Source organism: Streptomyces swartbergensis (assembly GCF_002148965.1).
Lineage (GTDB): Bacteria > Actinomycetota > Actinomycetes > Streptomycetales > Streptomycetaceae > Streptomyces > Streptomyces swartbergensis.
Map to the genome: position 1 here is coordinate 1 of NZ_NGFN01000095.1, position 25,226 is coordinate 25,226.

Consider the following 25,226-nt stretch of genomic DNA (forward strand, 5'->3'; position numbering starts at 1 on the left):
GCCTTCGCCGCGGAGGCCCTCCTCCGAGCCGGCGACGACACCGCCTTCAACGACCTCAGCCGAGAACGCCGCACCCGAGCCTCGATCGACCTGACCTGGAACGCCATCGCAAGCGAGGTAGCAGCCGCAGCGGACCGCGCCCCCGAGATCGAGTCCGCCGTCCTCCCCCTGCGCGCCCGCATCTCCGTCCGCGCCGGCCTCGGCAACCTCGCCACCGGCCTGCGCCCGCCCGCCACCGGCCACGACAACCCGCCCTACTTCGACGACGCCGCCTGCGTACGGGCGTGCGTCCTGGCCGTGGCCCACCCGGGCGACCCCCGACGCGCCGCCGACCTCGCCGAGTTCGACGCCCGCTACACGCAGGACGGCGACGGCGTGCACGGCGCCCGCGCCATGGCGGCGGCCCTCGCCCTCGCCCTGGCCGGCGCGAACGTCGACGCCTGCGTCACGGCGGCCCTCGCCGAACTCCCCGAGGAGACGGAGATCGRCCGCAACGCCCGGCACGCACTGCACCTCGCCGCCGCCGCGGACAGCGCCTTCGCCCTGGTCCCGCCCCTGGAACACCAGATCGTCGACCACGTCTACAGCTACGGCATCGCCGCCGCCGAAACGGTCCCGGTCGCCCTCGCCCTGGCCACCGCGGCCCGCGGCCGCATCGCGGAGACGATCCCCGCCGCGGCCTGCCTGTCCCGCGTAGCGGACTCCGCCCCGGCACTCGCAGGCGCCCTCACCGGTGCCCTCGGCGGCGGCGCGTCGATCCCCGCCTCCTGGCGGGAGACCTGCCGCACCCTCTCCGGCTGCGTCCTCCCCCGCCTCACCGGCACGGACCTCGTGGAACTCGCCGAACTCCTGGAAGCCGCGCAACCGGCACGCCCCGGTGGATGATGCGGCCATGAAGCCCAAACCATCCCAAACCGCCACACTGGACGAACGGATCACCGGAGCCCTGGTCGGAGCCGCCGTCGGCGACGCCCTCGGCGGCCCCGTCGAGGGCTACTCGCCCGAGCAGATCCTGGAACGCCACGGCGGCCGCGTCCACGGCATCGTCGGCCCCTGGCACGGCGACGACTGGCGCACCGCCCGCCCCCTCGCCCCGTACCACAAGGGCGACGGCCACGTCACCGACGACACCTTGATGACGCACGCCCTGATCCGCGTCTACGCCCGGGTCCGCGACCACCTCGACGCCTACGCGATCGCCGACCACCTCGTCCCCGACCTGATGACCGAGCCACGCTGGATCCCGGAACTGGAGACCGAGGCACTCCCCCTGCACCGCATCTTCCTGGCGGAGAAATGGCTGGTGACGAGGATCCACTACGGCCATGCCGACCCGCGCGAGGCCGGCACCGGCAACATCGTCAACTGCGGTGCGGCGATGTACATGTCCCCGGTCGGCCTGGTCAACGCCGCCAACCCACAGGCGGCCTACGCCGAGGCCCTCGACATCGCCGGCGCGCACCAGTCGTCGTACGGCCGTGAGGCGGCGGGCGTCCTGGCGGCGGCGGTCGCGGCGGCCTGCACCCCGGGAGCCACCCCGGACTCGGTCGTCTCGACCTGCCTGTCCCTGGCGAAGGACGGCACGCGCACCGCCATCGAGCGGGTCTGCGAGGAGGCCTCCCGCCACCCGGACTTCGAGTCGGCACTGGGCCCCCTGCGCGAGGCGGTCGCCCCGTACGACACGGTCGGCCCCGACTACCGCGCCCCCTCCCTCGGCGCCCGCCGCCCCTCCCGCCTGCACGCGATCGAGGAACTCCCCGTAGCCCTGGGCATGTTGCTCGTGGCCCAGGGCGACTACCGCCACGCGGTCCTGGGCGCCGTGAACTACGGCCGCGACTGCGACTCCATCGCCACGATGGCCGGCGCCCTGGCCGGCGCCCTCGGCTCGCCGATCCCCCAGGACTGGGCCAAGACGGTCGCGGAGGCCAGCCGCCTGGACCTCTGGGAACCGGCCGCGACCCTCACGGCCGTAACCCGCGAGATCTTCACCCGAGACGTATCCCGCCGCCGCACCCACGAACAGGCCTTCGCATCCCTCGGAGGCCCGGAATGCTCCGCCTGACCTGGGTCCAGCCGGAGGACCTGCTCGGCCACGAACTCCGCCAGGCGACCCAGGACGGCCGCGAGCCCAAAGCGATCGCGGCCCGCTGGCGAGCGGCAGGCGGCCCAGAGGCCCCCCGCACCGCAGGCGCGTCCCCGTCTCCGGCGTCCCGCTACCTCCGCCAACTGGCAGAAGACCTCCTGGACGAACTGGCAGACCTACCAAGCGCCTTGGCGGACGACGAACCAACGGACCTGGAGAAGATCAGGTCGGCCTGCCCCGAGTGGCCGCCGCCTGCGGGCAGTCGTGCCGCTGGGGCGGCACCCGTCCCAAGGAAGGGCGGCACCCCGTCAGCGCCGGGTTGCGCGACCCACCCCAGCTCAGCCACAACACAGTCGCACCTGGAATCCGCCTGGCTCGGCCGAGCCGCAGGCTGCCTCCTGGGCAAACCAGTCGAAAAACTCCCCCTAGAAGCCATCCGCCAACTGGCCAAGTCCACAGGCAATTGGCCTCTATCCACCTGGTTCACCGAACGAGGCGTCCCCCAAGAACTCCTCGCCGCACACCCCTGGAACCGCCGCTCGGCAAAAACCTCCCTCGCCGAGAACATCGACGGCATGCCCGAGGACGACGACCTCAACTACCCCCTCCTCAACCTCCTCGTCCTCCAGCGCCACACCAAGTCCTTCACCACCACGGACGTGGCCCGCACCTGGCTCGACGAACTCCCCGCCGGCCGCACCTTCACGGCCGAACGCATCGCCTACCGCAACCTCCTCACCGGCCTGGAACCCCCGCACACCGCCCGCCACCGCAACCCGTTCCGCGAATGGATCGGCGCCCTGATCCGCGCCGACGTCCACGGCTGGACCAACCCCGGCGACCCGGCCGCCGCCGCGGAACAGGCCCACCGCGACGCCACCCTCACCCACACCGCCAACGGCGTCTACGCGGCGATGTTCACGGCGGCCACCATCGCGCAGGCCGCGACAGGCGAACACGACGTCCACACCTGCCTGCGCACCGGCCTCACCGTCGTCCCGCCCCGCTCCCGCCTCGCCCGGGCCGTCCACCACGCCATCCAACTGGCCCGGGAACACGACGACTTCGACACGGTCGTCGACGAACTGCACGCCACCCACGCTCCCAGCCACCACTGGGTGCACGCCGTCCCCAACACCGCCCTCATCGCCGCCGCCCTCACCCACGCCGACGGCGACTTCTCCGGCTCCGTCTGCCGCGCGGTGAGCGGCGGCTGGGACACCGACTCCAACGGCGCGACCGCCGGCAGCATCGCGGGCCTGCTGGCCAAAGACCCCGCGGCGCTCCCCGACCGCTGGACGGCCCCCCTGAAGAACCGCCTGTCCACCTCCATCGGCGACTTCAACGGCATCGGCTTCGACACCCTCGCCCACCTCACACACCGGGAGACCCACCGCTCATGACCGCGCCCCTCACCGGCCTCCGCGTCCTGGACCTCGCCACCCTCTTCGCCGGCCCGCTCGCCGCCACCCTGCTCGGTGACTTCGGCGCGGAGGTCGTCAAGGTCGAGCACCCGTCGAAACCGGACCCGTCCCGCGGCCACGGCCCGTCGAAGGACGGCGTGGGCCTGTGGTGGAAGATGCTCGGCCGCAACAAGCGCACCATCACCCTCGACCTGTCGAAGCCCGGCGGCCGCACCACCCTCCTGCGCCTCGCCGCCGGCGCCGACGTGATCATCGAGAACTTCCGCCCCGGCACCCTGGAGAAGTGGGACCTGGGCTGGCCGGAACTGTCGGCCGCCAACCCCCGCCTGGTCCTGGCCCGCGTCACCGGCTTCGGCCAGTTCGGCCCCTACGCCCACCGCCCCGGCTTCGGCACTCTCGCCGAGGCGATGAGCGGCTTCGCCGCGATCACCGGCGAACCGGACGCGCCCCCGACGCTGCCGCCGTTCGGCCTGGCCGACTCCATCGCGGGCCTGACGACGGCGTACGCGGTGATGACGGCCCTCGCCGCCCGGGACAGGACCGGCGAGGGCCAGGTCGTCGACATGGCCCTGATCGAACCGATCCTGGCCGCGCTCGGCCCCCAGCCCCTCTGGTACGACCAGCTCGGCCACGTCCAGCCCCGCACCGGCAACCGCTCCCCCAACAACGCCCCGCGCGGCGTCTACCGCACCGCGGACGGCACCTGGGTCGCCGTCTCGACGTCGGCCCAGTCGGTCGCCGAACGCGTGATGCGCCTGGTGGGCCGCCCGGAACTGATCGACGAGCCGTGGTTCGCCACGGGCGCCGACCGCGCCCGTCACGCCGACGTCCTGGACGAGGCGGTCGGCTCCTGGATCGCCGCGCGCACCCGCACGGACGTCCTGGCGGCGTTCGAGAAGGCCGAGGCGGCGGTGGCCCCGGTCCAGGACGTCCGCGACGTGATGGCGGACCCGCAGTACCAGGCCCTGAACACCATCACCACCGTCGACGACCCGGAGCTGGGCCCCCTGCGCATGCAGAACGTCCTCTTCCGGCTCTCCGCCACGCCCGGCGCGATCCGCTGGGCCGGCCGCCCGCACGGCGCCGACACCGACGAGGTTCTCACCGAACTGGGCCTGTCCCCGGCCGACCTCACGGCGCTGCGTGCGGAGGGCGCCCTGTGACGGCGTTCCCGCTCACCTGGCTCTACGCCCCGGGGGACCGCCCCCAGGTCGTGGCCAAGGCCCTCACCGCCGGCGCCGACATCGTCGTCGTCGACCTGGAGGACGCGGTCGCCCCCGACCGGAAGGCGTACGCCCGGGCCGCCACCGCCGAGCTGCTGGCCGAGCTGCCGCCGGTCCCGGTCCACGTCCGCGTCAACGCCCTGAACAGCCCCTGGGCCAGGCAGGACCTCGCCGCCGTGGCCCCGGCTCCCGGCCTCTGCGCCCTGCGGCTCCCCAAGATCACCTCGCCCGCCGAGGTCGTCCGGACCGCACAGCACGCCGTCCCCACCGGGCTGCCCCTGTACGCCCTCCTGGAGACGGCCCTCGGCGTGGAACAGGCGTACGCCGTCGCCACGGCCCACCCGTCCCTGCGGGGCATCGCGCTCGGGGAGGCGGACCTACGGGCCGACCTGGGGGTCTGTCACGACGCGGGGCTCGACTGGTCACGCTCCCGGGTGATCGTGGCCGCCCGGGCCGCGGGCCTGCCCCCGCCGGCACAGTCGGTCCACCCGGACGTCCGCGACCTCGAAGGACTGGCCGCCTCCTGCGCCCACGGCCGCGCCCTGGGCTTCCTGGGCCGGGCCGCGATCCACCCCCGCCAGCTCCCGGTCATCGAGCGGGCCTTCCTCCCCACCGCGGAGGAGATCGAGCAAGCGGAGACGATCGTCAAGGCAGCGGCTGCGGAACCGGGCGCCCAGGCCCTCCCGGACGGCCGTTTCATCGACACGGCGGTGGTGACGGCGGCCCAGCGCACCCTGTTCCTGGCACGCCGCCGCTGACGCTCCCCCACCCGGAAAACGCCGAGGGCGCCCGGCAACCCCGGGCGCCCTCAGTCACGTACGGCAGACGGTCAGGTCTTCTTCGCCGACTCGGCGTCGTCCTTGGCCTCGTCGTCGGCCTTGTCCTCGGCCTCGGCCACGCCTTCCATTCCCTCGCCGGCGGACTCGTCGTCGCCGTCGGCTTCACCGCCGGAGGTCTCCGCGCCCGGCTCCACCACGGCTTCCCGGCCCGGCCGCTTCTTCGACGACAGCACCAGGTACGTGACCGCGAGGAGGAACACGAACATCGCGGTCCACACGTTCAGGCGGAGGCCCAGGATGTGGTGGGCGTCGTCCACACGCATGTACTCGATCCACGCCCGGCCCGTGCAGTACGCGGCGACGTACAGCGCGAACGCCCGGCCGTGTCCCAGCCGGAAGCGGCGGTCCGCCCAGATGACCAGGAACGCGACGCCGATGCACCACAGCGACTCGTACAGGAACGTCGGGTGGTAGGTGCCCGGCACCCGCCCGTCCGCGGAGGACGTGATCTCCAGGGCCCACGGCAGGTCGGTGGGCTTGCCGTACAGCTCCTGGTTGAACCAGTTGCCCCAGCGGCCGATCGCCTGGGCGAGGGCGATGCCCGGCGCGACGGCGTCGGCGTAGGCCGGCATCGGGATGCCCCGGCGGCGGCAGCCGATCCAGGCGCCCAGCGCGCCCAGCGCGATCGCGCCCCAGATGCCGAGGCCGCCCTCCCAGATCTTGAAGGCGTCCACCCAGTCACGGCCCTCGCTGAAGTACAGCTCGTAGTCCGTGATCACGTGGTAGAGCCGGCCGCCGACCAGGCCGAAGGGGACGGCCCAGACAGCGATGTCGGCCACCGTGCCGGCCCGCCCGCCCCGGGCGATCCAGCGCTTGTTGCCGAGCCAGACGGCAACGAAGACGCCGATGATGATGCAGAACGCGTAGCCGCGCAGCGGAATGGGGCCGAGATACAGCACCCCGCGTGACGGGCTGGGAATGAAGGCAAGTTCCATGGCAAGGTCGACGCTACCGTGCCGGACCGGGGCCGCGGCAGGCAGCCCGGCTACGGGTCCATAACGGGCGCGTGAGAAAAGCCTTTACCCCTTGTTCTGCTCCTGCACCATCTGCTTCAGCTTCGCCGGGGTCATCGTCTGGTCCTGGTAGATGTTCTTGCCGTCGAACAGCACGGTCGGTGTGCCCGAGAAGCCGCCCTTGTTGAAGGCCTGGTGGGACTTGGCGACCCAGCTGTTGTGCGTACCGTCCTCGACGCACTTGCGGAAGGCGGGGGTGTCCAGGCCGTCGACCTTGCCGGCCAGCTCGATCAGCTTGTCGTTCCTGGCGTAGGCGTCGTCGACCTCCTGGGGCTGGTTGTCGAAGAGCACGTCGTGGTACGCGGGGAACTTCCCGGTGTCCTGGGCGCAGGCCGCGGCGTTGGCCGCGTTGCGGGAGCCGCTGCCGCCCATGTTGCCGTCGATGAGGGTGACCAGGTGGTACTCCACCTTCAGCCGGCCGGCGTTCGTCAGCTCGTGGATCACCGGCCGGTACGCCGTCTCGAAGGACTTGCAGGCCGGGCAGCGAAAGTCCTCCCACACCGTGAGCGTGGATTTCGCGCTGTCCTTGCCGACCGGGATGGCCAGGCCGTCCTTGCCCTGTGCTCCCGAGGGGGCCACGACCGGGCCCGAGGCCTCGCTGTCGTCCTCCTTGCCCGCGTTGGCCGCGACCACGCCGATCACCGCCGCCAGTCCCAGGACGGCGACGACGGCCCCGCCCACGATCAGCGCGCGCCGGCGCTTCTCCGCGGACTTGTGCTTCTCACGCTCGACCGCCAGCTTCTCCCGGGCGGTGCGCTTTCCCTCATGGTTCTTCTCGCTCACACCCCGGAAACGAACCGGGGAGGCGCACCGCGCCTCCCCGGCCCCAGGTCCACCCGTACGAGGGACCTGTATGACTTCCCGCTTTCCTACGCCTGTCCGCGCACGCCCTTGGCCAGGCCGGCCGCCAGGGTGCGGACGGCCTCGACACCGGCCGCGTCGTCCGGGGCGTCCAGCATGGCCTTGACGAAGGCCGAGCCGACGATCACGCCGTCGGCGAAGCCGGCGACCTCGGCGGCCTGGCCGGCGTTGGAGACGCCGAGCCCGACGCAGACCGGCAGGTCCGTACCGGTGGCCCGGGTGCGGGCCACCAGGTCCTCGGCCTGCGAGCTGACCGACGCACGGGTGCCGGTGACGCCCATGAGGGAGGCGGCGTAGACGAAGCCGCTGCCCGCCGCGGTGATCTGCGCGAGCCGCTGGTCCTTGCTGCTGGGGGCGACGACGAAGACGGTGGCGAGACCGTGCTTCTCGGCGTGCTCCCTCCACAGCGCCGACTCCTGCACGGGCAGGTCGGGCAGGATGCACCCGGCGCCGCCCGCCTCGGCGAGCTCGGCGGTGAACCGCTCGACGCCGTAGCGGTCGATGGGGTTCCAGTACGTCATGACGAGCACCGGCTTGCCGGTGGCCGCGTGGGCCTCGCGGACCGTGCGCATCACGTCGGCGATCTTCACGCCGCCGCGCAGGGCGATGTCGTCGGCGGTCTGGATGACGGGCCCGTCGAGGACGGGGTCGCTGTGCGGCAGACCCACCTCGACGACGTCGGCGCCGCCGTCCAGGACGGCCTTGATCGCCTCGATGCCGCCGTCCACGGTCGGGAACCCGGCCGGGAGGTAGGCGATGAGGGCGGACCGGCCCTCGGACTTCGCCGCGGCGAGGGTGTCGCTCAGCAGCTGAATGTTCCCGCTCACTTGGCGTCCCCCTCGATCTCGGCGGTGTCGGTGTCGGCGTGGGCGGCGACCTCGGCGTCGGTGTCGTAGAGGCCGAAGTAGCGGGCGGCGGTGTCCATGTCCTTGTCACCGCGGCCGGACAGGTTGACCACGATCAGTCCGTCCTTGCCCAGCTCCCTGCCGACCTCCAGGGCGCCGGCCAGCGCGTGGGCGCTCTCGATGGCCGGGATGATGCCCTCGGTGCGCGACAGCAGGCGCAGGGCCTGCATGGCCGCGTCGTCCGTGACCGCGCGGTACTCACCGCGGCCGGAGTCCTTGAGGTAGGAGTGCTCGGGGCCGATGCCCGGGTAGTCCAGGCCGGCCGAGATCGAGTACGGCTCGGTGATCTGGCCCTCGTCGTCCTGGAGGACGTAACTGCGGGAGCCGTGCAGGATGCCGGGCTCTCCGGCGGTCAGGGTCGCCGCGTGCTCGCCGGTGTCGACGCCGTGGCCGGCCGGCTCGCAGCCGATGAGGCGTACGTCCGTGTCCGGGATGAAGGCGTGGAAGAGGCCGATGGCGTTGGAGCCGCCGCCGACGCAGGCGACGGCGGCGTCGGGGAGCCGGCCGGCGCGCTCCAGGAGCTGGCGGCGGGTCTCCACTCCGATGACCCGGTGGAAGTCGCGGACCATGGCCGGGAAGGGGTGGGGTCCGGCGACCGTGCCGAAGAGGTAGTGCGTGTGGTCGACGTTGGCGACCCAGTCGCGGAACGCCTCGTTGATGGCGTCCTTCAGCGTGCGGCTGCCGGACTTCACGGCGATGACCTCGGCGCCGAGCATGCGCATGCGGGCCACGTTCAGGGCCTGGCGCTGGGTGTCGATCTCGCCCATGTAGATCGTGCACTCGAGGCCGAAGAGCGCGCAGGCCGTGGCCGTGGCGACGCCGTGCTGGCCGGCGCCGGTCTCGGCGATGACGCGGGTCTTGCCCATGCGCTTGGTGAGCAGGGCCTGGCCGAGAACGTTGTTGATCTTGTGGGAGCCGGTGTGGTTGAGGTCCTCGCGCTTGAGGAAGACACGGGCGCCGCCCGCTTCCGCGGCGAAACGAGGGACTTCGGTCAGTGCCGACGGGCGGCCGGTGTAGTTGACCAGGAGGTCGTCGAGTTCCTTGGCGAACTCCGGGTCGTGCTTGGCCTTGTCGTACTCGACGGCCACCTCGTCGACGGCTGCGACGAGGGCCTCGGGGATGAACTTGCCGCCGAAGGCCCCGAAGTAGCCTTCGGGGTTGGGCGTGTGACCCTCGGGGTCGGGGATGAAGAACTGACTGGGCATGCGGAACCTTCACGGTGAGTGTGTGGAATGCACTGATCGCCGTGGGGGCGGAGATTGTCTCTTGGCTGCGGGCTCTATGTGGTTGCTCGCGCAGTTCCCCGCGCCCCTAGAAAACCCGCTGCCATCGCATGCCGTTGACCTGCCCGGGTTCGTCACCGATGACATACCGGACCCGGCGGCCGTGTACGCGGCGCGCGGGGGCTCGGCAGCCGCGGGGGCGGCAGCCGCGCGCGAGGCGGGCGTACCGGTCCACGGTCGTCAGGGTGAGATTCATCGGGGCCAAGCCTAGCGGGAGATCAGCCCCGGCCGTGCCGGAGTGCGGGATGTTCGCCTGCCGCCACCAGGTCGGAGACCGCCGTCTTGGGGTCCTTGCCGGTGACGAGGGATTCGCCCACCAGGACCGCGTCGGCGCCGGCGTTGGCGTAGGCGATGAGGTCGTGCGGGCCGCGGACGCCGGACTCGGCGATCTTGATGATGTGGTCGGGGATCTCGGGTGCCACGCGCTCGAAGGTGCCGCGGTCGACCTCGAGGGTCTTGAGGTTGCGCGCGTTGACGCCGATCACGCGGGCGCCGGCGTCGACCGCGCGCTCGACCTCGTCCTCGTCGTGCACCTCGACGAGCGGCGTGAGCCCGATGGACTCGGCGCGCTCGATGAGGGACTCCAGGGCGGGCTGGTCGAGAGCGGCGACGATCAGCAGGACGACGTCGGCGCCGTAGGCCCGGGCCTCCCACAGCTGGTACGACGTGACGACGAAGTCCTTGCGCAGGACCGGGATGTCCACGCGGGCGCGGACGGCTTCGAGGTCGGCGAGCGAGCCGCCGAAGCGTCGCTGTTCGGTGAGGACGGAGATGACGGCCGCACCGCCCGCCTCATAGTCCGCGGCGAGTCCGGCCGGGTCGGCGATCGCGGCAAGCGCGCCCTTGGACGGGCTGGAGCGCTTGACCTCGCAGATGACCTTGACGCCGTCGCCGCGCAGTGCGGCCGCGCCGTCCTTGGCGGCGGGAGCCTTCGCCGCGCGCTCCTTGAGCTCGTCGAGGCTGACGCGCGCCTGCCGCTCCGCGAGGTCGGCACGGACTCCGTCGATGATCTCGTCGAGCACACTCACGCGAGCGGCCCCCTTCCAGACTCTTGACAGTTCCAGCGACCGATCGAAAGCGATGGTCACTGCGATGGTATCCGCAGCGGGGCGTAGGCCTCGCATCCGGTTGACGGCGGTCCCACTACCTGGACATTCGCCAGTCGATCAAGGATGGAGCCAGCCACCGAAGGGCAGGTTCCGGACAACCGTGAAGACCAGCAGCAACGCGCCGAGGCTCCACACCAGGCCCAGGCGGGGGTCGATCCGCAGCGGGCGCCCGCGCACCGCGTGGACCACCCATACGGTCCACAGCACGGCGAAGGCCAGATAGCCGAGGACGGCGAGCGCGTTGGCGTGCAGTGCCGCCGGGACGTCGCCGTGGACGAAGGCGTGCGCGCTGCGCAGTCCGCCGCAGCCGGGGCAGTACAGGCCCGTGTAGTGCAGCAGCGGGCAGACGGGGTAGTGGCCGGGCTCGTTGGGGTCGACCGCGCCCACGTAGGCGAATGCGGCGGCGACGGCCGCGAGCACCCCGGCGGGGGCGGCCAGGCGGCCCGGGACGCTGGGCGTCGCCCTTCGGCTGTCGGCGTTCACGGCAGCCATTGTGCCCCKCACGCGCGTGAGGGGCGGTCCCGGCACCCGAGTGCCGGCCGCCCCTCACGCGACAGCGCGGTGTTCCGCGGGGATCAGCCCTCGGCGCGCGCCGGCTCGCGGTCGCCCGTCATCCGGTGCGGCTTGTGCAGTTCCTTGGGCTGGCCGAGGCCCATCATCCGCATGATGCCGCCGACGACACCGCCGAGCAGCACGACGACCATGCCGGCCCAGAAGCCCGCCGGCTGGTCCATCACCATGAACGCGCCCGCGACGCAGAAACCGATGAAGGCGATCGTGACACCGGTCCAGGCGGCCGGGGTGTGACCGTGGCTGCTGCCCGCCATTGCTTGCTCCTCGTTGCTGTGTGCGTGTCTGAGCAGGACGCTCGGTCCCATTGTCCCGCACCCGCGCGGGGGCGGTGAGCGGGGGTGCTCCTGGGTCACGCCCCGCTCCCCCGTGTGGCTCAGGCTCCGGTCGGGTCCTCGCCCCGGTCGAGTGCCTTCCACAGGTCTTCGGGCCGGTCGGGGTCGACGGCGGGGGCCTTGCGGCGCGGCTGGGGCGTGCCGTCCCGCTCGTAGCGGCCGGACATCGCGGGCCACAGCCGGCCGTAGCGCAGGGCGAGCAGTCCGGCCAGGAGGAGCAGCACGCCGCCGACCGCCGCGACGTACGGCCAGGCGGTGTGACTGAGGGTGTCCACGGAGGCGGAGGTGTCGCCGGAGGCCTGGGCGGCCTGCTCGTCGAGCGCGGAGCCGTCGGAGGCGCCGAGCAGGGCGGCGGCGACGATGCCCGCGCCGGAGAGCGCCAGCAGCACGGCCACAACGAGGCGGCCGGCCCGGCGGACGGCGAAGACGGCGACGAGCGCGGCGAGGCCCACTACGGCGAGCGCCGCGGGGACGCCCGTGACGTCGCTGCCCTTGGCGGTCAGGGGGAAGGCGCCGCCGGCCACCGTCGCGGTGCCCTCCGCCCAGCGCTGCCGGGTGGCGAGCAGCGCCACGGCCGCGCCGAGCGCGCCGCACAGCAGCGCGACGGCGAGGCTCAGGCGTCCGGCCCTGGCGGATCCGGCGGCTTCGGAACGGGGGTGAGGTGCAGCAGTCACGTCCCCCACTATCGCTTGAACCCCGGGCGAACCGTCACCCGGGGTTCATCTCAGGCCTTTCCCAGCCGATTCGCCGTGTGGACGGCCCTGAGGACCGCCGCCGCCTTGTTGCGGCACTCCGTGTCCTCGGCGACCGGGTCGGAGTCGGCGACGATGCCCGCGCCCGCCTGGACGTAGGCGGTGCCGTCCCGGAGGAGGGCCGTGCGGATGGCGATGGCGGTGTCGGAGTCGCCCGCGAAGTCGAGGTAGCCGACGCAGCCGCCGTACAGCCCGCGCCGGGACGGTTCGAGTTCGTCGATGATCTGCATGGCGCGGGGCTTCGGGGCGCCGGAGAGGGTGCCGGCCGGGAAGCACGCGGTGAGGACGTCGAAGGCGGTGCGGCCCGTGGCGACGCGGCCCGTCACCGTCGAGACGATGTGCATGACGTGCGAGTACCGCTCGACGGACATGAAGTCGACGACCTCGACCGAGCCGGGCTCGCAGACCCGCCCCAGGTCGTTGCGCCCGAGGTCGACGAGCATGAGGTGCTCGGCGCGCTCCTTGGGGTCGGCGAGCAGCTCGTCGGCGAGGGCCTGGTCCTCCTGCGGGGTGGCGCCGCGCCAGCGGGTGCCGGCGATGGGATGGACCATGGCGCGGCCGTCCTCCACCTTGACCAGGGCCTCGGGGGACGAGCCGACGACGTCGAACCCGTCGAACCGGAACAGGTACATGTACGGGGACGGGTTGGTGGCCCTGAGGACCCGGTAGACGTCCAGCGCGCTCGCCGTGCACGGCGTCTCGAAACGCTGGGAGGGGACCACCTGGAAGGCCTCGCCGGCCCGGATGCGCTCCTTGATGTCCTCGACGGCGTCCTGGAAGTCGGGGCCGCCCCACAGCGCGGAGTACTCGGGGAGCTCGGAGGGCGGGAGCGCGGCCGGGGGCTGGGCGACCGCGCGGGAGAGGTCGGCCTGCATGGCGTCGAGCCGGGCCACGGCGTCCGCGTAGGCCTCGTCGACGCCGGTCTCCAGGTCGTTGTGGTTGATCGCGTTGGCGATCAGCAGGACCGAGCCCTCCCAGTGGTCCATCACGGCGAGGTCGCTGGTGAGGAGCATGGTCAGCTCGGGGAGCTTCAGGTCGTCGCGCTCGCCGGGGCCGATCTTCTCCAGGCGGCGGACGATGTCGTAGCCGAGGTAGCCGACCATGCCGCCGGTGAAGGGCGGCATGCCCTCCTGGTGGGGAGTGTGCAGCGCCTGGATGGTGGCGCGCAGCGCGGCGAGGGGGTCGCCGTCGACGGGGACGCCGACGGGCGGGGCGCCGAGCCAGTGGGCCTGCCCGTCGCGCTCGGTCAGCGTGGCGGCGCTGCGGACGCCAACGAACGAGTAGCGGGACCACGAGCGGCCGTTCTCCGCGGACTCCAGCAGGAAGGTGCCCGGGCGCTCGGCGGCGAGCTTGCGGTAGAGCGCGACCGGGGTGTCGCCGTCGGCGAGGAGTTTGCGGGTGACCGGGATGACCCGCCGGTCGGTGGCGAGCTTGCGGAACGTCTCGAGGTCCATGGCCGCTGACCTTACTGATCCGGGGCGGGTCGGTCGGAGCCGCCGTCCTTGAGGAGCACGTCCTCGTCGAAACAGGTGCGGGCGCCGGTGTGGCAGGCGGCGCCGACCTGGTCGACCTTCACCAGGACCGTGTCGGCGTCGCAGTCCAGGGCGACGGACTTCACCCACTGGAAGTGGCCGGAGGTGTCGCCCTTGACCCAGTACTCCCGGCGGCTGCGCGACCAGTACGTGCACCGGCCGGTGGTCAGGGTGCGGTGCAGCGCCTCGTCGTCCATCCAGCCGAGCATGAGCACCTCTCCGGTGTCGTACTGCTGGGCGATCGCGGGCAGGAGGCCGTCGGCGCTGCGCTTGAGGCGCGCGGCGATCTCCGGGTCGAGACGGCTGGGCCGGGATGACGTGCTGGTCATGCCGACCATTGTGCCGCGCGCCACTGACAGGTCAGGTGGAGTGTCCACTGTGCGGACCTCCGAGCCGGTCGTAGGCTGACTCCATGTCGACCCATGCCAAGCGTGAACGACTTCTCCTCGCCGATCTGTTGGAGACCGCGGGCCCGGACGCGCCCACCCTGTGCGAGGGCTGGACGACCCGGGACCTCGCCGCCCACGTGGTGGTGCGCGAGCGCCGCCCGGACGCCGCCGGCGGGATACTGATCAAGCAGCTCGCGCCACGCCTGGACCGGGTGATGGCGGAGTACACCGACAAGCCGTACGAGGAGCTGATCCAGCTGATCCGTACGGGGCCGCCGCGTTTCTCGCCCTTCTCGCTCAAGCCGGTCGACGAGATGTCGAACATCGTCGAGTTCTACGTCCACACGGAGGACGTGCGCCGCGCCCAGCCCGACTGGTCGCCGCGCGAGCTCGACCCGGTCTTCCAGGACGCCCTGTGGTCCCGGCTGGAGCGCACCGCCCGGCTGATGGGGCGTGGCGTCCCGACGGGCCTGGTGCTGCGCCGGCCCGACGGCCAGACAGCGGTCGCCCAGCGCGGCACCCCGGTGGTCACGGTGACCGGCGAACCCTCCGAACTGGTGCTGTTCTCCTACGGCCGCCAGAGCGCGGCCAAGGTCGACCTGGACGGCGACGAGAACGCGATCGCGAAGCTGCACGAGGCGAAGCAGCTCGGGATCTGAGGGATCCTCCTGAGAGCGCCTCAGGGGACCTTCTGAGGGCGCATGGAGAAGCCCCGGCCGCAGCACGCGACCGGGGCTCCCGACAGGCGGGTCACCGCACCGGGTGACCCGCCTCCCGCAGCGTCTCCTTGACCTCGCCGATGCGCAGGTCGCCGAAGTGGAACACCGACGCGGCCAGGACCGCGTCCGCGCCCGCCGCGATGGCCGGCGGGAAGTCCGCCAGCTTGCCCGCGCCGCCCGAGGCGATGACCGGGACGGTCACGTGCTTGCGCACGGCCGCGATCATCTCCAGGTCGTAGCCGTCCTTGGTGCCGTCCGCGTCCATGGAGTTGAGCAGGATCTCGCCGGCGCCCAGTTCGGCTGCCCGGTGCGCCCACTCGACGGCGTCGATGCCGGTGCCGCGGCGGCCGCCGTGGGTGGTCACCTCGAAGGAGCCGGACTCGGTGCGGCGCGCGTCCACCGACAGGACCAGGACCTGGCGGCCGAAGCGTTCCGCGATCTCCCGGATCAGCTCCGGGCGGGCGATCGCGGCCGTGTTGACGCCGACCTTGTCCGCACCGGCCCGCAGCAGCTTGTCCACGTCCTCGGCGGTGCGCACCCCGCCGCCGACCGTGAGTGGGATGAACACCTGCTCGGCCGTGCGGCGCACCACGTCGTACGTCGTCTCGCGGTTGCCCGACGAGGCGGTGATGTCCAGGAACGTCAGCTCGTCGGCGCCCTCGGCGTCGTACACCTTGGCCATCTCGACGGGGTCGCCCGCGTCGCGCAGGTTCTGGAAGTTGACGCCCTTGACGACCCGGCCGTTGTCCACGTCCAGGCAGGGGATGACTCGGACCGCCAGGGTCATGAATCAGGCTCCTCTAATGTCCTTTGAATGCTTCCAGTTCCACCGACACCAGAACGCGCGGGTCGACGAAGCCGTCCACCACGAGGAAGGTCGCGACCGGGCGCACGGGGTCGAACAGCTCCTTGTGGGCCCGGCCCACCTCGTCGAGGTCGCGCGTGTGTGCGAGATACATCCGCGTCCGGACCACGGACCCGATGCCGAGCCCGAACTCGCCGATCGCCTCGAGGGCGCTGGTGAAGGCCGCCTTGGCCTGCTCGTACGGGTCGCCCTCCCCGTACAGCACATCGCCTTTGAAGGGCGTCGTGCCCGCCACCAGCACCCGGTCGCCCGCCGCCACGGCGCGCGCGAAACCGAAACTCTCTTCCCAGGGACTTCCGCTCTGCACGCGCCGTACGGCATCACTCATGACGACACAGTCTCCAATGCCTCTTCCAGGGTGAACGCCTTCGCGTACAGCGCCTTCCCTACGATCGCGCCCTCTACGCCGAGCGGGACGAGCTCGGCGATCGCACGGAGGTCGTCGAGCGACGAGACACCGCCGGAGGCCACCACCGGGCGGTCCGTAGCCGCGCAGACGTTCTTCAGCAGCTCCAGGTTCGGGCCCTGGAGCGTGCCGTCCTTGGCGATGTCCGTGACCACGTACCGCGCGCAGCCCTCCTTGTTGAGGCGCTCCAGCGTCTCGTAGAGGTCGCCGCCGTCGCGGGTCCAGCCGCGGCCGCGCAGGGTCGTGCCGCGGACGTCGAGACCGACCGCGATCTTGTCGCCGTGCTCGGCGATGACCTTGGCGACCCACTCCGGGGCCTCCAGGGCGGCCGTGCCCAGGTTCACGCGGGTGCAGCCGGTGGCCAGGGCGGCGGCGAGGGTGTCGTCGTCGCGGATGCCGCCGGACAGCTCCACCTTGATGTCCATCGCCTTGGTGACCTCGGCGATCAGCGCGCGATTGTCGCCGGTGCCGAACGCGGCGTCGAGGTCGACCAGGTGCAGCCACTCGGCGCCGGACCGCTGCCAGGCGAGGGCGGCCTCCAGGGGCGAGCCGTACGAGGTCTCCGTACCGGACTCGCCGTGCACCAGACGGACCGCCTGGCCGTCACGGACGTCGACGGCGGGGAGGAGTTCGAGCTTGCTCACAGTGTTCCGATCCAGTTGGTGAGGAGCTGGGCTCCGGCGTCGCCGGACTTCTCGGGGTGGAACTGCGTGGCCCACAGGGCGCCGTTCTCGACGGCAGCGACGAACGGCTTGCCGTGCGTGGACCAGGTGACCTTGGGTGCCTCCATCGCCGGGTTGTGCGTCTGAAGCGACCAGTCGTGGACGGCGTAGGAGTGCACGAAGTAGAAGCGCGCGTCGGCGTCCAGGCCGGCGAAGAGCTGCGAGCCGGGCGCCGCCTCCACGGTGTTCCAGCCCATGTGGGGCACGATCTCGGCCTGGAGCGGCTCGACCGAACCGGGCCACTCGTCGAGGCCCTCGCTCTCCACGCCGTGCTCGATGCCGCGGGCGAAGAGGATCTGCATGCCGACGCAGATGCCCATGACCGGGCGGCCGCCGGACAGCCTGCGGTCGACGATCCAGTCGCCGCGCGCCTCGCGCAGGCCCTTCATGCAGGAGGCGAAGGCGCCGACGCCCGGCACGAGCAGCCCGTCGGCGTTCATGGCCTTGTCGTAGTCACGCGTTATCTCGACGTCGGCTCCCGCGCGCGCGAGGGCACGCTCGGCGGAGCGGACGTTGCCGAAGCCGTAGTCGAAGACGACGACCTTCTTCTGCTTCTTCGAAGGGGCGCTCAATTCCACACCTCCAGCCTCACGACACCGGCGGCCAGGCACATCGCGGCGCCGATGGAGAGCAGCACGATCAGGCCCTTGGGCATCTTCTGCTTGACGAAGGAGTAGATCCCGCCGACGAGGAACAGGCCGACGACGATCAGCAGGGTCGAGATGCCGTTCACAGGGCGCCCTTCGTGGAGGGGAGGATGCCGGCCGCGCGCGGGTCACGCTCGGACGCGTAGCGCAAGGCCCGGGCCAGCGCCTTGAACTGGCACTCCACGATGTGGTGCGCGTTGCGCCCGTAGGGCACGTGCACGTGCAGCGCGATCTGCGCCTGGGCCACGAAGGACTCCAGGATGTGCCGCGTCATGGTGGTGTCGTACTCGCCGATCATCGGCGCCATCTTCTCGGGCTCGGTGTGCACGAGGTAGGGGCGGCCGGACAGGTCGACGGTGACCTGGGCGAGGGACTCGTCCAGGGGAACCGTGCAGTTGCCGAAGCGGTAGATGCCGACCTTGTCGCCGAGGGCCTGCTTGAAGGCGGCGCCCAGGGCGAGGGCGGTGTCCTCGATGGTGTGGTGCGAGTCGATGTGCAGATCGCCCTCGGTCTTCACGGTCAGGTCGAACAGGCCGTGCCGGCCGAGCTGGTCGAGCATGTGGTCGTAGAAGCCGACGCCGGTGGAGATCTCCGTCTTGCCGGTGCCGTCGAGGTCGATCTCGACGAGGACCGAGGTCTCCTTGGTCGTCCGCTCGATTCTGCCGACGCGGCCTTCGCGAGTCATGAACTCTGCTCCTTTTTCAGTGCACGTACCGCGTCGAGGAACGCGTCGTTCTCTTCGGGGGTTCCGGCGGTGACCCGGAGCCAGCCGGGCACGCCGTTGTCCCGGACCAGGACGCCCCGGTCGAGGATCTTCCGCCAGGCTTCGTGGGAGTCCGCGAACCGGCCGAACTGTACGAAGTTCGCGTCGGACGCGGTCACCTCGTAGCCGATCTCGCGCAGCTCGGTGACCAGGCGGTCCCGCTCGGCCTTGAGCTGCTCGACGTAGCCCAGCAGCGTGCCGGTGTGCTCCAGGGCGGCCAGGGCCGTCGCCTGGGTGACGGCCGACAGGTGGTACGGCAGCCGGACGAGCTGGACGGCGTCCACGACGGCGGGGTGCGCGGCGAGGTAGCCGAGGCGCAGGCCCGCCGCGCCGAACGCCTTCGACATCGTGCGGGAGATGACCAGGTTCGGGCGTCCGTCGAGCAGCGGCAGCAGGGAGTCGCCGTGGCTGAACTCGATGTACGCCTCGTCCACGACCACCATCGACGGCTTCGCCGCCTGCGCGGCCTCGTACAGCGCGAGGACCGTCTCGGGCGGGACCGCGTTGCCCGTGGGGTTGTTGGGGGTGGTGATGAAGACGACGTCGGGCCGGTGCTCGGCGATCGCCTTCTCGGCGGCCGCGAGGTCGATCGTGAAGTCCTCGTTGCGGGGGCCGGAGATCCAGCCCGTGCCCGTGCCGCGCGAGATGAGCGCGTGCATCGAGTACGACGGCTCGAAGCCGATCGCGGTGCGGCCGGGCCCGCCGAAGGTCTGGAGCAGCTGCTGGATGACCTCGTTGGAGCCGTTGGCGGCCCAGACGTTGGCCACGCCGACCTCGTGGCCGGACGTGTCCGTCAGGTACTCGGCGAGCTTCGTGCGCAGCTCGACCGCGTCCCGGTCCGGGTAGCGGTTGAGGTTGCGGGCGGCCTCACGGACCCGCTCGGTGATGCGCTCGACCAGCGGCTCGGGCAGCGGGTAGGGGTTCTCGTTGGTGTTCAGCCGTACGGGGACGTCCAGCTGGGGCGCGCCGTAGGGGGACTTGCCGCGCAGCTCGTCCCGTACGGGCAGATCGTCGATACGTACGTCGCTCACTTGCTCTCGGGTACCTTCCAGCCGAACCTGGCCTTGATCGCCGCGCCGTGCGCGGGCAGGTCCTCCGCCTCCGCCAGCGTGACCACGTGGTGCGCGACCTCGGCCAGCGCGTCCTTGGTGTAGTCGACGATGTGGATACCCCGCAGGAACGACTGGACGGACAGGCCCGAGGAGTGGCAGGCGCAGCCGCCGGTGGGCAGGACGTGGTTGGAGCCGGCCGCGTAGTCGCCGAGGGAGACCGGGGCCCAGGGGCCGATGAAGATCGCGCCGGCGTTCCTGACGCGGTCGGCCACGGCGGCGGCGTCCGCCGTCTGGATCTCCAGGTGCTCGGCGCCGTACGCGTCGACCACCTTCAGGCCCTCGTCGATGCCGTCGACCAGGACGATCGCGGACTGCTTCCCGGACAGCGCCGGGACGATCCGGTCGTCGACGTGCCTGGTGGCCGCGACCTGCGGCTCCAGTTCCTTCTCCACGGCGTCCGCGAGCTCGACGGAGTCGGTGACCAGCACAGCGGCGGCCAGCGGGTCGTGCTCGGCCTGGCTGATCAGGTCGGAGGCGACGTGCACCGGGTCGGCCGTGTCGTCGGCCAGGACCGCGATCTCGGTCGGGCCGGCCTCGGCGTCGATGCCGATCTTGCCGGTGAAGTAGCGCTTGGCGGCGGCGACCCAGATGTTGCCGGGGCCGGTGACCATGTTGGCGGGCGGGCAGGACTGCGTGCCGTACGCGAACATCGCGACGGCGGTGGCGCCGCCGGCGGCGTAGACCTCGTCGACGCCGAGCAGCGCGCAGGCGGCGAGGATCGTCGGGTGCGGCAGCCCGTTGAACTCGGCCTGGGCCGGGGAGGCGAGCGCGATGGACTCGACGCCGGCCTCCTGGGCGGGCACCACGTTCATGACCACGGAGGACGGATACACGGACCGGCCGCCGGGCGCGTACAGTCCGACGCGCTCGACCGGAACCCACTTCTCGGTCACGGATCCGCCGGGCACCACCTGGGTGGTGTGCGTGGAGCGGCGCTGCTCGCGGTGGACGGTCCGGGCGCGCCGGATGGACTCCTCCAGGGCCGCGCGCACGGCCGGGTCGAGCTCCTCCAGCGCGCGCGTGAGCGCGGCGGCCGGTACCCGCACCTGGTCGAGCCTGACCCCGTCGAACCGCTCGGCGAAGTCGATCAGCGCCGCATCGCCCCGATGATGCACGTCCTCGCAGATCGGACGCACCTTCTCCAGGGCGGCCTGAACGTCGAACTCGGCTCGGGGCAGCAGGTCGCGCAGGGCGGGACCCTCGGGGAGGGCGTCGCCACGCAGATCGATTCGGGAGATCACGTGCTCAATTCTCTCAGACCCGCAGGACGCGCCGTTCGCTCGTATCAATGGCTGATACAGAACGCCGCCGGAACCCGGAAGATCTCCGTCACGTTTCGCGTTCGGGGCGTCACTCAGCGGGCATGAACAGGTGTACGAAGCACCTGACCCGCGAGTAGCTGGGGAGGATGGAAGAGACGTGACCGAGGGGGCCGGCGTGCGTGCCGGGGAGCTGCCCGACGACCTGACCGCGGCGGAGGCCGGAATGTGGCAGGCGTTCCGCAACGGCAGCGTGTACGACCTGAGCAGCGGCGACCCGGTGGTGGACGATCCGCACGGCGGCCACCCGTGGGGCGAGGAGCGGACCGTGCGGGCCCGGATCGTCTGCTGGCTGCTGCTGGACGGCCCGCCCGCCCTGGCCGGCCGGGTGTCGTCGCTGAAGCTGACCGGCGTGCTGATCAGCGGCTCGCTGGACCTCGCGGGCGGCACGGTGGTGCCGTACGTCGAGATGCGCCAGTGCCGGTTCGAGCAGGACGTGCTGCTGCCGGAGGCCCGCTTCACGACCGTGCGGATGGTGGACTGCTCGGTGCCGCGGCTGGAGGCGGCCCGGGTGCAGACGGAGGGTGATCTGCATCTGCCGCGCTGCCGCTTCCACCGCGGCATCCGGCTCACGGACGCGCAGATCGGCACGGACCTGATGCTCAACCAGGCGATCGTGCACCGGGACCGCAGCGGCCGGTCGATCGCCGCGGACGGCCTGACCGTCGGCCAGGACTTACAGGCCGAGCTGCTGGAGTCGCACGGCGAGCTGAGCCTGCGCGCCGCCACCATCGGCGTGTCCCTGAGCCTGCGCGGTGCCCGCCTGGCCAACCCGTACGAGCGGCTCGCGTTCAACGCCCCGCAGCTCACCGTCGAGCGCAGCCTGTACCTGACGCCGGCGGGCATCGGCGCCCAGGCGATGAGCGGGATGACCCCGGCGCGCGGGACGCGGATCCAGCGGTTCGCGTGCGAGGGCGGGATCCGGCTGGACGACGGGCGGTTCGGCGACGCGGTGGACTTCGAGCAGGCCCGGTTCACCCTCACCGACGACCAGGAGCTGTCGCTGCGCCGGGTGCAGACGCCGGAGCTGCGGTTCCTCGGTGAGCGGCCCGCGCGCGGGCGTGTCGTGCTGTCGGGGGCGAAGATCGTCAACCTGATGGACCGGGCGGACGCCTGGCCCGGCCCCGGGCGGCTGCACATGGGCGGCTTCGCCTACGAGAACCTCGTGCCGCGCGGGCCGTTCCCGCTGGCCGAGCGGCTGGACTGGGTGGCGGCGGCGACCGCCGAGTACAACCCGGAGCCGTACGAGCGGCTCGCGGCCGTGCTGCGGGCCGGCGGGGAGGACGAGGACGCCCGCGAGGTGCTGCTCGCCAAGCAGCGCCGGCACCGGGAGAGCCTGCCGCCGGCCGCCAAGCTGTGGGGCTACGCGCAGGACTGGACGGTCGCCTACGGGTACCGGCCGGCCCGGGCCGCGGTGTGGATGGCGGTGCTGTGGGCGGCGGGCTCGCTCGCCTTCGCACAGGCCGGACACCCGCCGCTGAAGCGCGGTGAGCATCCGGAGTGGAACCCCACACTGTTCACGCTCGATCTGCTGCTGCCGGTCATCGACCTCGGCCAAGTCGGCTTCTGGCAACTGCGCGGGGGCTGGCAGTGGCTGGCGGCGGCCATGATCCTGCTGGGCTGGGTCCTGGCGACGACGGTGGCGGCGGGGGCGACGCGGCTGCTGCGACGCAACTAGTGTTGCCGATGTGACTGGAGTTTTTGAACGGTCACGCCTTTACCCTCTCTTGACTCTTCGGCGTACAACTTTCCGCGAGTTCCCCGAAGCATCTGGCGCCGTTGTGACCAGCGGACTTTCAATGGTCGACACCATGGCAATACAGCTGCCGTTCATCCGCGCGAGCCGGATGACAAGGACCGCCTCCCACCTCGTCAGCGGACCGCGCACCGACGACGAGGTGCTGCTCGACGCGCCCGACGCACGGCTCAGTCCGGCGCTGGTCGCGGCCGCCCGCGACGACCACGGACCGGCGGCCGCGCTGCTCCGCGCCACCCGGGCGGCGGCCGAGTGGGAGCGGCGCGACCGGTACGTCACCCGGCTGGCCGCCTTCGCCCGCTCGCGCGCCGACTGGCTGGACGCCTGGCTCGCCACCGCCCCGCAGGACCCGGACGCGCTGCTGCTCAGGGCCCAGCTGGCAGTGGACCGCGCCTGGCAGTCACCGGCCCGGGCCGAGGCACTGCGCGAGGTGAGCCCGCTGATCACGGCCGCCGCGCGGGCCGACCACGACGACCCCGTGCCCTGGCGGCTCGCGCTGGATCACGCGCGCGGCGCCCAGGCCGGACACACCTACTTCGAGGAACTGTGGGCGGCGGCCGTCCGCCGCGCCCCGCACCACTACGGCTGTCACGAGTCGGCCCTGCGCTATCTGGCCGCGTCCTGGCACGGTTCGCACCAGGAGTGCTTCGACTTCGCCGACCGGGCCGCGCAGGACGCGCCCGCCGACGCGCTCGTCCAGGCGCTCCCGCTGCGGGCCGCCTTCGGCTACCTCACCGACGACTGCGGGCCCGAGCTGCCGCGCGAACGGCTGGACGCGGCCGCCGACCGCGCGATCGCGCTGTCCCCGCGACTGCCGACGGCCGACCCCTGGCCGGCCCGGATGCGGAACCTGCTCGTCTTCGTCCTGGTGCGCCTGGAACGCTGGCCGGACGCCCGGGAACAGCTGCGCCTGAACGGCCCGTACGCCACCTCGTTCCCCTGGGACCAGGTGTCGGACGACCCGCTCGGCCACTTCCTTCGGGTACGCGACGACATCCTGGCCGGAGCAGCCGGCCGGCCGCCCGGGCATCCACGGAGTGAACGGGGCGGACGAGCCCGCTCCCGCGACCATTAGGCTTTTGCGTCGTGACCACCGTCCGGCTCCCCCTCTTCCCCCTGAACTCGGTGCTGTTCCCGGGGCTCGTGCTCCCGCTCAACGTCTTCGAGGAGCGGTATCGCGCCATGATGCGCGAGCTGCTGAAGACGCCGGAGGACGAGCCGCGCCGGTTCGCCGTCGTGGCGATCCGCGACGGCCACGAGGTGGCCCCGAGCGCGCCCGGCATGCCCGACCCCACGTCCCTGCCCGAGCGGGGGCCCGCCGCCGGCTTCGGCACGGACCCGGCCAAGGCGTTCCACAAGGTGGGCTGTATCGCGGACGCCGCGACGATCCGCGAGCGGACCGACGGCTCCTTCGAGGTGCTGGCGACCGGCACGAACCGGGTGCGGCTGGTCTCGGTGGAGGCGTCGGGTCCCTTCCTGACGGCCGAGCTGGAGACCTTGACCGAGGAACCCGGCGACGAGGCGGCGCCCTTGGCCGAGGGCGTGCTGCGGTCCTTCCGCCAGTACCAGAAGCGGCTGGCGGGCGCGCGGGAACGGTCCCTGACGACCGGGGCAGACCTGCCCGACGAGCCGGGCGTGGTGTCGTACCTGGTGGCCGCGGCGATGATGCTGGACACGCCCACCAAGCAGCGCCTGCTCCAGGCGCCCGACACCGCCTCCCGCCTGCGCGACGAGCTGAAACTCCTTCGCTCCGAGACGGCCATCATCCGTAATCTGCCCTCGTTGCCGGCGTCGGACCTGACGCGCGGCCCGACGAGTCTCAACTGAAGCGGACCGGCATGGCGAAGAAGTCGAAGAAGCAGCAACAGCCGGGCGGCACCCCCGCGACGGTCGCCCTCACGGCGGCGGGCGTGGAGTTCACGGTCCACGCCTACGACCACGACCCTTCCCACCCCTCCTACGGCGAGGAGGCGGCCGAGGCGATGGGCCTCTCCCCGGACCGCGTCTTCAAGACCCTGGTGGCGGACGTCGACGGCACGCTGACGGTCGCGGTGGTCCCGGTGGCGGGCCAACTGGACCTGAAGGCCCTGGCAGCGGCGGTGGGCGGCAAACGCGCGACGATGGCCGACCCGACCCTGGCGGAACGCACGACGGGTTATGTCAGGGGCGGTATCTCGCCCTTGGGCCAGCGCAAGAAACTGCCGACTGTGTTGGACGCGTCAGCCTCGGCTCATACGACGATCTGTGTGTCGGCGGGCAGGAGGGGTCTGGAGGTGGAGCTTGCTCCGGAGGACCTCGCCAAGCTGACAGAAGCGGTGCTGGTTCCTGTCGGACGCACCTAGCCTGCGGGCACCCGTCCCGCCTAGCTGCGGGCAATCGTGCCGCTAAGGGCGGCACCCATCCCAAAGAGAGCGGCACCCCGCTACGCCGGGCTGCGGACCCACCCGGCCCAAGCACCAACGCCGACCACTAAGCGGCCGGCGGTCCCTGATACGGCCCATCGGAAAACTCCGGCTCCGGATCCCGAGGCCCGAACAACGCCATGAGCCCGAGATGCAACACCAACGCGGCAAACGGCCAGGCCAGCAACGCCCCCTTC

General features: G+C 72.0%; 29 protein-coding genes and 1 pseudogene. 10 read left to right on the top strand and 20 right to left on the bottom strand.

The window, feature by feature from the left end; translation table 11 throughout:
- The 5 genes from CA983_RS17075 to CA983_RS17095 form a co-directional block, all read left to right on the top strand.
- A partial coding sequence (locus CA983_RS17075) for an ADP-ribosylglycohydrolase family protein (RefSeq protein ID WP_086601761.1) occupies window positions 1-885 on the top strand: 885 nt, incomplete at its 5' end.
- A 7-nt stretch (window positions 886-892) separates the two neighbouring features.
- A complete protein-coding gene (locus CA983_RS17080; RefSeq protein WP_086601762.1) occupies window positions 893-2,062 on the top strand; it encodes an ADP-ribosylglycohydrolase family protein in 1,170 nt (389 codons plus the stop codon).
- Window positions 2,050-3,486 (top strand): ADP-ribosylglycohydrolase family protein, encoded by a 1,437-nt coding sequence (locus tag CA983_RS17085; protein WP_086601763.1) that lies wholly within the window; start codon window positions 2,050-2,052, stop codon window positions 3,484-3,486. The genes CA983_RS17080 and CA983_RS17085 overlap by 13 nt, the downstream gene beginning before the upstream one ends.
- Window positions 3,483-4,670: a CaiB/BaiF CoA transferase family protein gene (locus CA983_RS17090; RefSeq protein WP_086601764.1), complete on the top strand. Its 1,188-nt coding sequence runs from the start codon at window positions 3,483-3,485 to the stop codon at window positions 4,668-4,670. The genes CA983_RS17085 and CA983_RS17090 overlap by 4 nt, the downstream gene beginning before the upstream one ends.
- Window positions 4,667-5,488, top strand: coding sequence for an HpcH/HpaI aldolase/citrate lyase family protein (locus CA983_RS17095; RefSeq protein WP_086601765.1), 822 nt, complete (start codon window positions 4,667-4,669; stop codon window positions 5,486-5,488). Before CA983_RS17090 ends, CA983_RS17095 begins: the two co-directional genes overlap by 4 nt.
- A gap of 71 nt (window positions 5,489-5,559) precedes the next feature.
- On the opposite strand, the gene lgt is transcribed toward CA983_RS17095, so the two are convergent.
- The 11 genes from lgt to hisI all read right to left on the bottom strand — a co-directional run bounded on the left by lgt (window position 5,560) and on the right by hisI (window position 14,258).
- Window positions 5,560-6,504 (bottom strand): prolipoprotein diacylglyceryl transferase, encoded by a 945-nt coding sequence (gene lgt, locus CA983_RS17100; protein WP_086601766.1) that lies wholly within the window; start codon window positions 6,502-6,504, stop codon window positions 5,560-5,562.
- Between the two features lie 84 nt (window positions 6,505-6,588).
- Window positions 6,589-7,365 (bottom strand): DsbA family protein, encoded by a 777-nt coding sequence (locus CA983_RS17105; protein ID WP_086601767.1) that lies wholly within the window; start codon window positions 7,363-7,365, stop codon window positions 6,589-6,591.
- An 86-nt stretch (window positions 7,366-7,451) separates the two neighbouring features.
- On the bottom strand, window positions 7,452-8,270 hold the full coding sequence (gene trpA / locus CA983_RS17110; protein ID WP_086601768.1) for a tryptophan synthase subunit alpha: 819 nt from the start codon (window positions 8,268-8,270) through the stop codon (window positions 7,452-7,454).
- Window positions 8,267-9,553 (bottom strand): tryptophan synthase subunit beta, encoded by a 1,287-nt coding sequence (gene trpB / locus CA983_RS17115; RefSeq protein WP_086601769.1) that lies wholly within the window; start codon window positions 9,551-9,553, stop codon window positions 8,267-8,269. The genes trpA and trpB overlap by 4 nt, the downstream gene beginning before the upstream one ends.
- Before the next feature lie 106 nt (window positions 9,554-9,659).
- Window positions 9,660-9,827: a tryptophan biosynthesis modulator TrpM gene (trpM, locus tag CA983_RS49525; RefSeq protein WP_425276453.1), complete on the bottom strand. Its 168-nt coding sequence runs from the start codon at window positions 9,825-9,827 to the stop codon at window positions 9,660-9,662.
- A gap of 22 nt (window positions 9,828-9,849) precedes the next feature.
- Window positions 9,850-10,659 carry an indole-3-glycerol phosphate synthase TrpC gene (gene trpC, locus CA983_RS17120; protein ID WP_086601770.1) on the bottom strand — a complete coding sequence of 270 codons (810 nt, stop codon included), beginning with the start codon at window positions 10,657-10,659 and terminating at the stop codon, window positions 9,850-9,852.
- Between the two features lie 138 nt (window positions 10,660-10,797).
- Window positions 10,798-11,232 (bottom strand): DUF2752 domain-containing protein, encoded by a 435-nt coding sequence (locus CA983_RS17125; RefSeq protein WP_086601771.1) that lies wholly within the window; start codon window positions 11,230-11,232, stop codon window positions 10,798-10,800.
- Between the two features lie 83 nt (window positions 11,233-11,315).
- Window positions 11,316-11,567 carry an HGxxPAAW family protein gene (locus CA983_RS17130; RefSeq protein WP_086601772.1) on the bottom strand — a complete coding sequence of 84 codons (252 nt, stop codon included), beginning with the start codon at window positions 11,565-11,567 and terminating at the stop codon, window positions 11,316-11,318.
- A gap of 119 nt (window positions 11,568-11,686) precedes the next feature.
- Window positions 11,687-12,328: a TIGR02234 family membrane protein gene (locus tag CA983_RS17135; protein ID WP_086601773.1), complete on the bottom strand. Its 642-nt coding sequence runs from the start codon at window positions 12,326-12,328 to the stop codon at window positions 11,687-11,689.
- 41 nt (window positions 12,329-12,369) lie between these two features.
- Window positions 12,370-13,851: an anthranilate synthase component I gene (locus tag CA983_RS17140; protein WP_086601774.1), complete on the bottom strand. Its 1,482-nt coding sequence runs from the start codon at window positions 13,849-13,851 to the stop codon at window positions 12,370-12,372.
- 11 nt (window positions 13,852-13,862) lie between these two features.
- On the bottom strand, window positions 13,863-14,258 hold the full coding sequence (gene hisI / locus CA983_RS17145; RefSeq protein WP_086601787.1) for a phosphoribosyl-AMP cyclohydrolase: 396 nt from the start codon (window positions 14,256-14,258) through the stop codon (window positions 13,863-13,865).
- 83 nt (window positions 14,259-14,341) lie between these two features.
- On the opposite strand from hisI, the gene CA983_RS17150 reads away from it, so the two are divergent.
- The gene (locus CA983_RS17150) at window positions 14,342-14,977 is read left to right on the top strand and encodes a TIGR03085 family metal-binding protein (protein ID WP_086601775.1); all 636 of its coding nucleotides are present in this window, start codon (window positions 14,342-14,344) and stop codon (window positions 14,975-14,977) included.
- Between the two features lie 91 nt (window positions 14,978-15,068).
- Here CA983_RS17150 and hisF read toward each other — a convergent pair whose 3' ends face one another.
- From hisF to hisD, 8 genes are read right to left on the bottom strand one after another with little or no spacing between them, the layout of a single operon-like run.
- Window positions 15,069-15,824 carry an imidazole glycerol phosphate synthase subunit HisF gene (hisF, locus tag CA983_RS17155; protein WP_086601776.1) on the bottom strand — a complete coding sequence of 252 codons (756 nt, stop codon included), beginning with the start codon at window positions 15,822-15,824 and terminating at the stop codon, window positions 15,069-15,071.
- 13 nt (window positions 15,825-15,837) lie between these two features.
- Entirely contained in the window at window positions 15,838-16,230 is a 393-nt protein-coding gene (locus CA983_RS17160) for a RidA family protein (RefSeq protein WP_086601777.1), read from the bottom strand.
- The gene (priA, locus tag CA983_RS17165) at window positions 16,227-16,952 is read right to left on the bottom strand and encodes a bifunctional 1-(5-phosphoribosyl)-5-((5-phosphoribosylamino)methylideneamino)imidazole-4-carboxamide isomerase/phosphoribosylanthranilate isomerase PriA (RefSeq protein WP_086601778.1); all 726 of its coding nucleotides are present in this window, start codon (window positions 16,950-16,952) and stop codon (window positions 16,227-16,229) included. The genes CA983_RS17160 and priA overlap by 4 nt, the downstream gene beginning before the upstream one ends.
- Entirely contained in the window at window positions 16,949-17,602 is a 654-nt protein-coding gene (gene hisH, locus CA983_RS17170) for an imidazole glycerol phosphate synthase subunit HisH (protein WP_086601779.1), read from the bottom strand. Before hisH ends, priA begins: the two co-directional genes overlap by 4 nt.
- The gene (locus CA983_RS46710; RefSeq protein WP_010039417.1) at window positions 17,599-17,763 is read right to left on the bottom strand and encodes a hypothetical protein; all 165 of its coding nucleotides are present in this window, start codon (window positions 17,761-17,763) and stop codon (window positions 17,599-17,601) included. Before CA983_RS46710 ends, hisH begins: the two co-directional genes overlap by 4 nt.
- Window positions 17,760-18,362, bottom strand: coding sequence for an imidazoleglycerol-phosphate dehydratase HisB (gene hisB / locus CA983_RS17175; RefSeq protein WP_086601780.1), 603 nt, complete (start codon window positions 18,360-18,362; stop codon window positions 17,760-17,762). The genes CA983_RS46710 and hisB overlap by 4 nt, the downstream gene beginning before the upstream one ends.
- A complete protein-coding gene (locus tag CA983_RS17180) occupies window positions 18,359-19,471 on the bottom strand; it encodes a histidinol-phosphate transaminase (RefSeq protein ID WP_086601781.1) in 1,113 nt (370 codons plus the stop codon). The genes hisB and CA983_RS17180 overlap by 4 nt, the downstream gene beginning before the upstream one ends.
- On the bottom strand, window positions 19,468-20,793 hold the full coding sequence (hisD, locus tag CA983_RS17185; RefSeq protein WP_086601782.1) for a histidinol dehydrogenase: 1,326 nt from the start codon (window positions 20,791-20,793) through the stop codon (window positions 19,468-19,470). Before hisD ends, CA983_RS17180 begins: the two co-directional genes overlap by 4 nt.
- 178 nt (window positions 20,794-20,971) lie before the next feature.
- On the opposite strand from hisD, the gene CA983_RS17190 reads away from it, so the two are divergent.
- The 4 genes from CA983_RS17190 to ybaK all read left to right on the top strand — a co-directional run bounded on the left by CA983_RS17190 (window position 20,972) and on the right by ybaK (window position 24,969).
- Window positions 20,972-22,549, top strand: a complete 1,578-nt coding sequence (locus CA983_RS17190; protein WP_086601783.1) for an oxidoreductase — start codon at window positions 20,972-20,974, stop codon at window positions 22,547-22,549.
- A 121-nt stretch (window positions 22,550-22,670) separates the two neighbouring features.
- The gene (locus tag CA983_RS17195; RefSeq protein WP_086601784.1) at window positions 22,671-23,702 is read left to right on the top strand and encodes a hypothetical protein; all 1,032 of its coding nucleotides are present in this window, start codon (window positions 22,671-22,673) and stop codon (window positions 23,700-23,702) included.
- An 11-nt stretch (window positions 23,703-23,713) separates the two neighbouring features.
- Window positions 23,714-24,454, top strand: coding sequence for an LON peptidase substrate-binding domain-containing protein (locus CA983_RS17200; RefSeq protein ID WP_086601785.1), 741 nt, complete (start codon window positions 23,714-23,716; stop codon window positions 24,452-24,454).
- An 11-nt stretch (window positions 24,455-24,465) separates the two neighbouring features.
- Window positions 24,466-24,969 carry a Cys-tRNA(Pro) deacylase gene (gene ybaK, locus CA983_RS17205; RefSeq protein WP_086601786.1) on the top strand — a complete coding sequence of 168 codons (504 nt, stop codon included), beginning with the start codon at window positions 24,466-24,468 and terminating at the stop codon, window positions 24,967-24,969.
- A gap of 127 nt (window positions 24,970-25,096) precedes the next feature.
- Here ybaK and CA983_RS47920 read toward each other — a convergent pair.
- A pseudogene (locus tag CA983_RS47920) lies at window positions 25,097-25,226 on the bottom strand (AAA family ATPase); the annotation flags it as partial.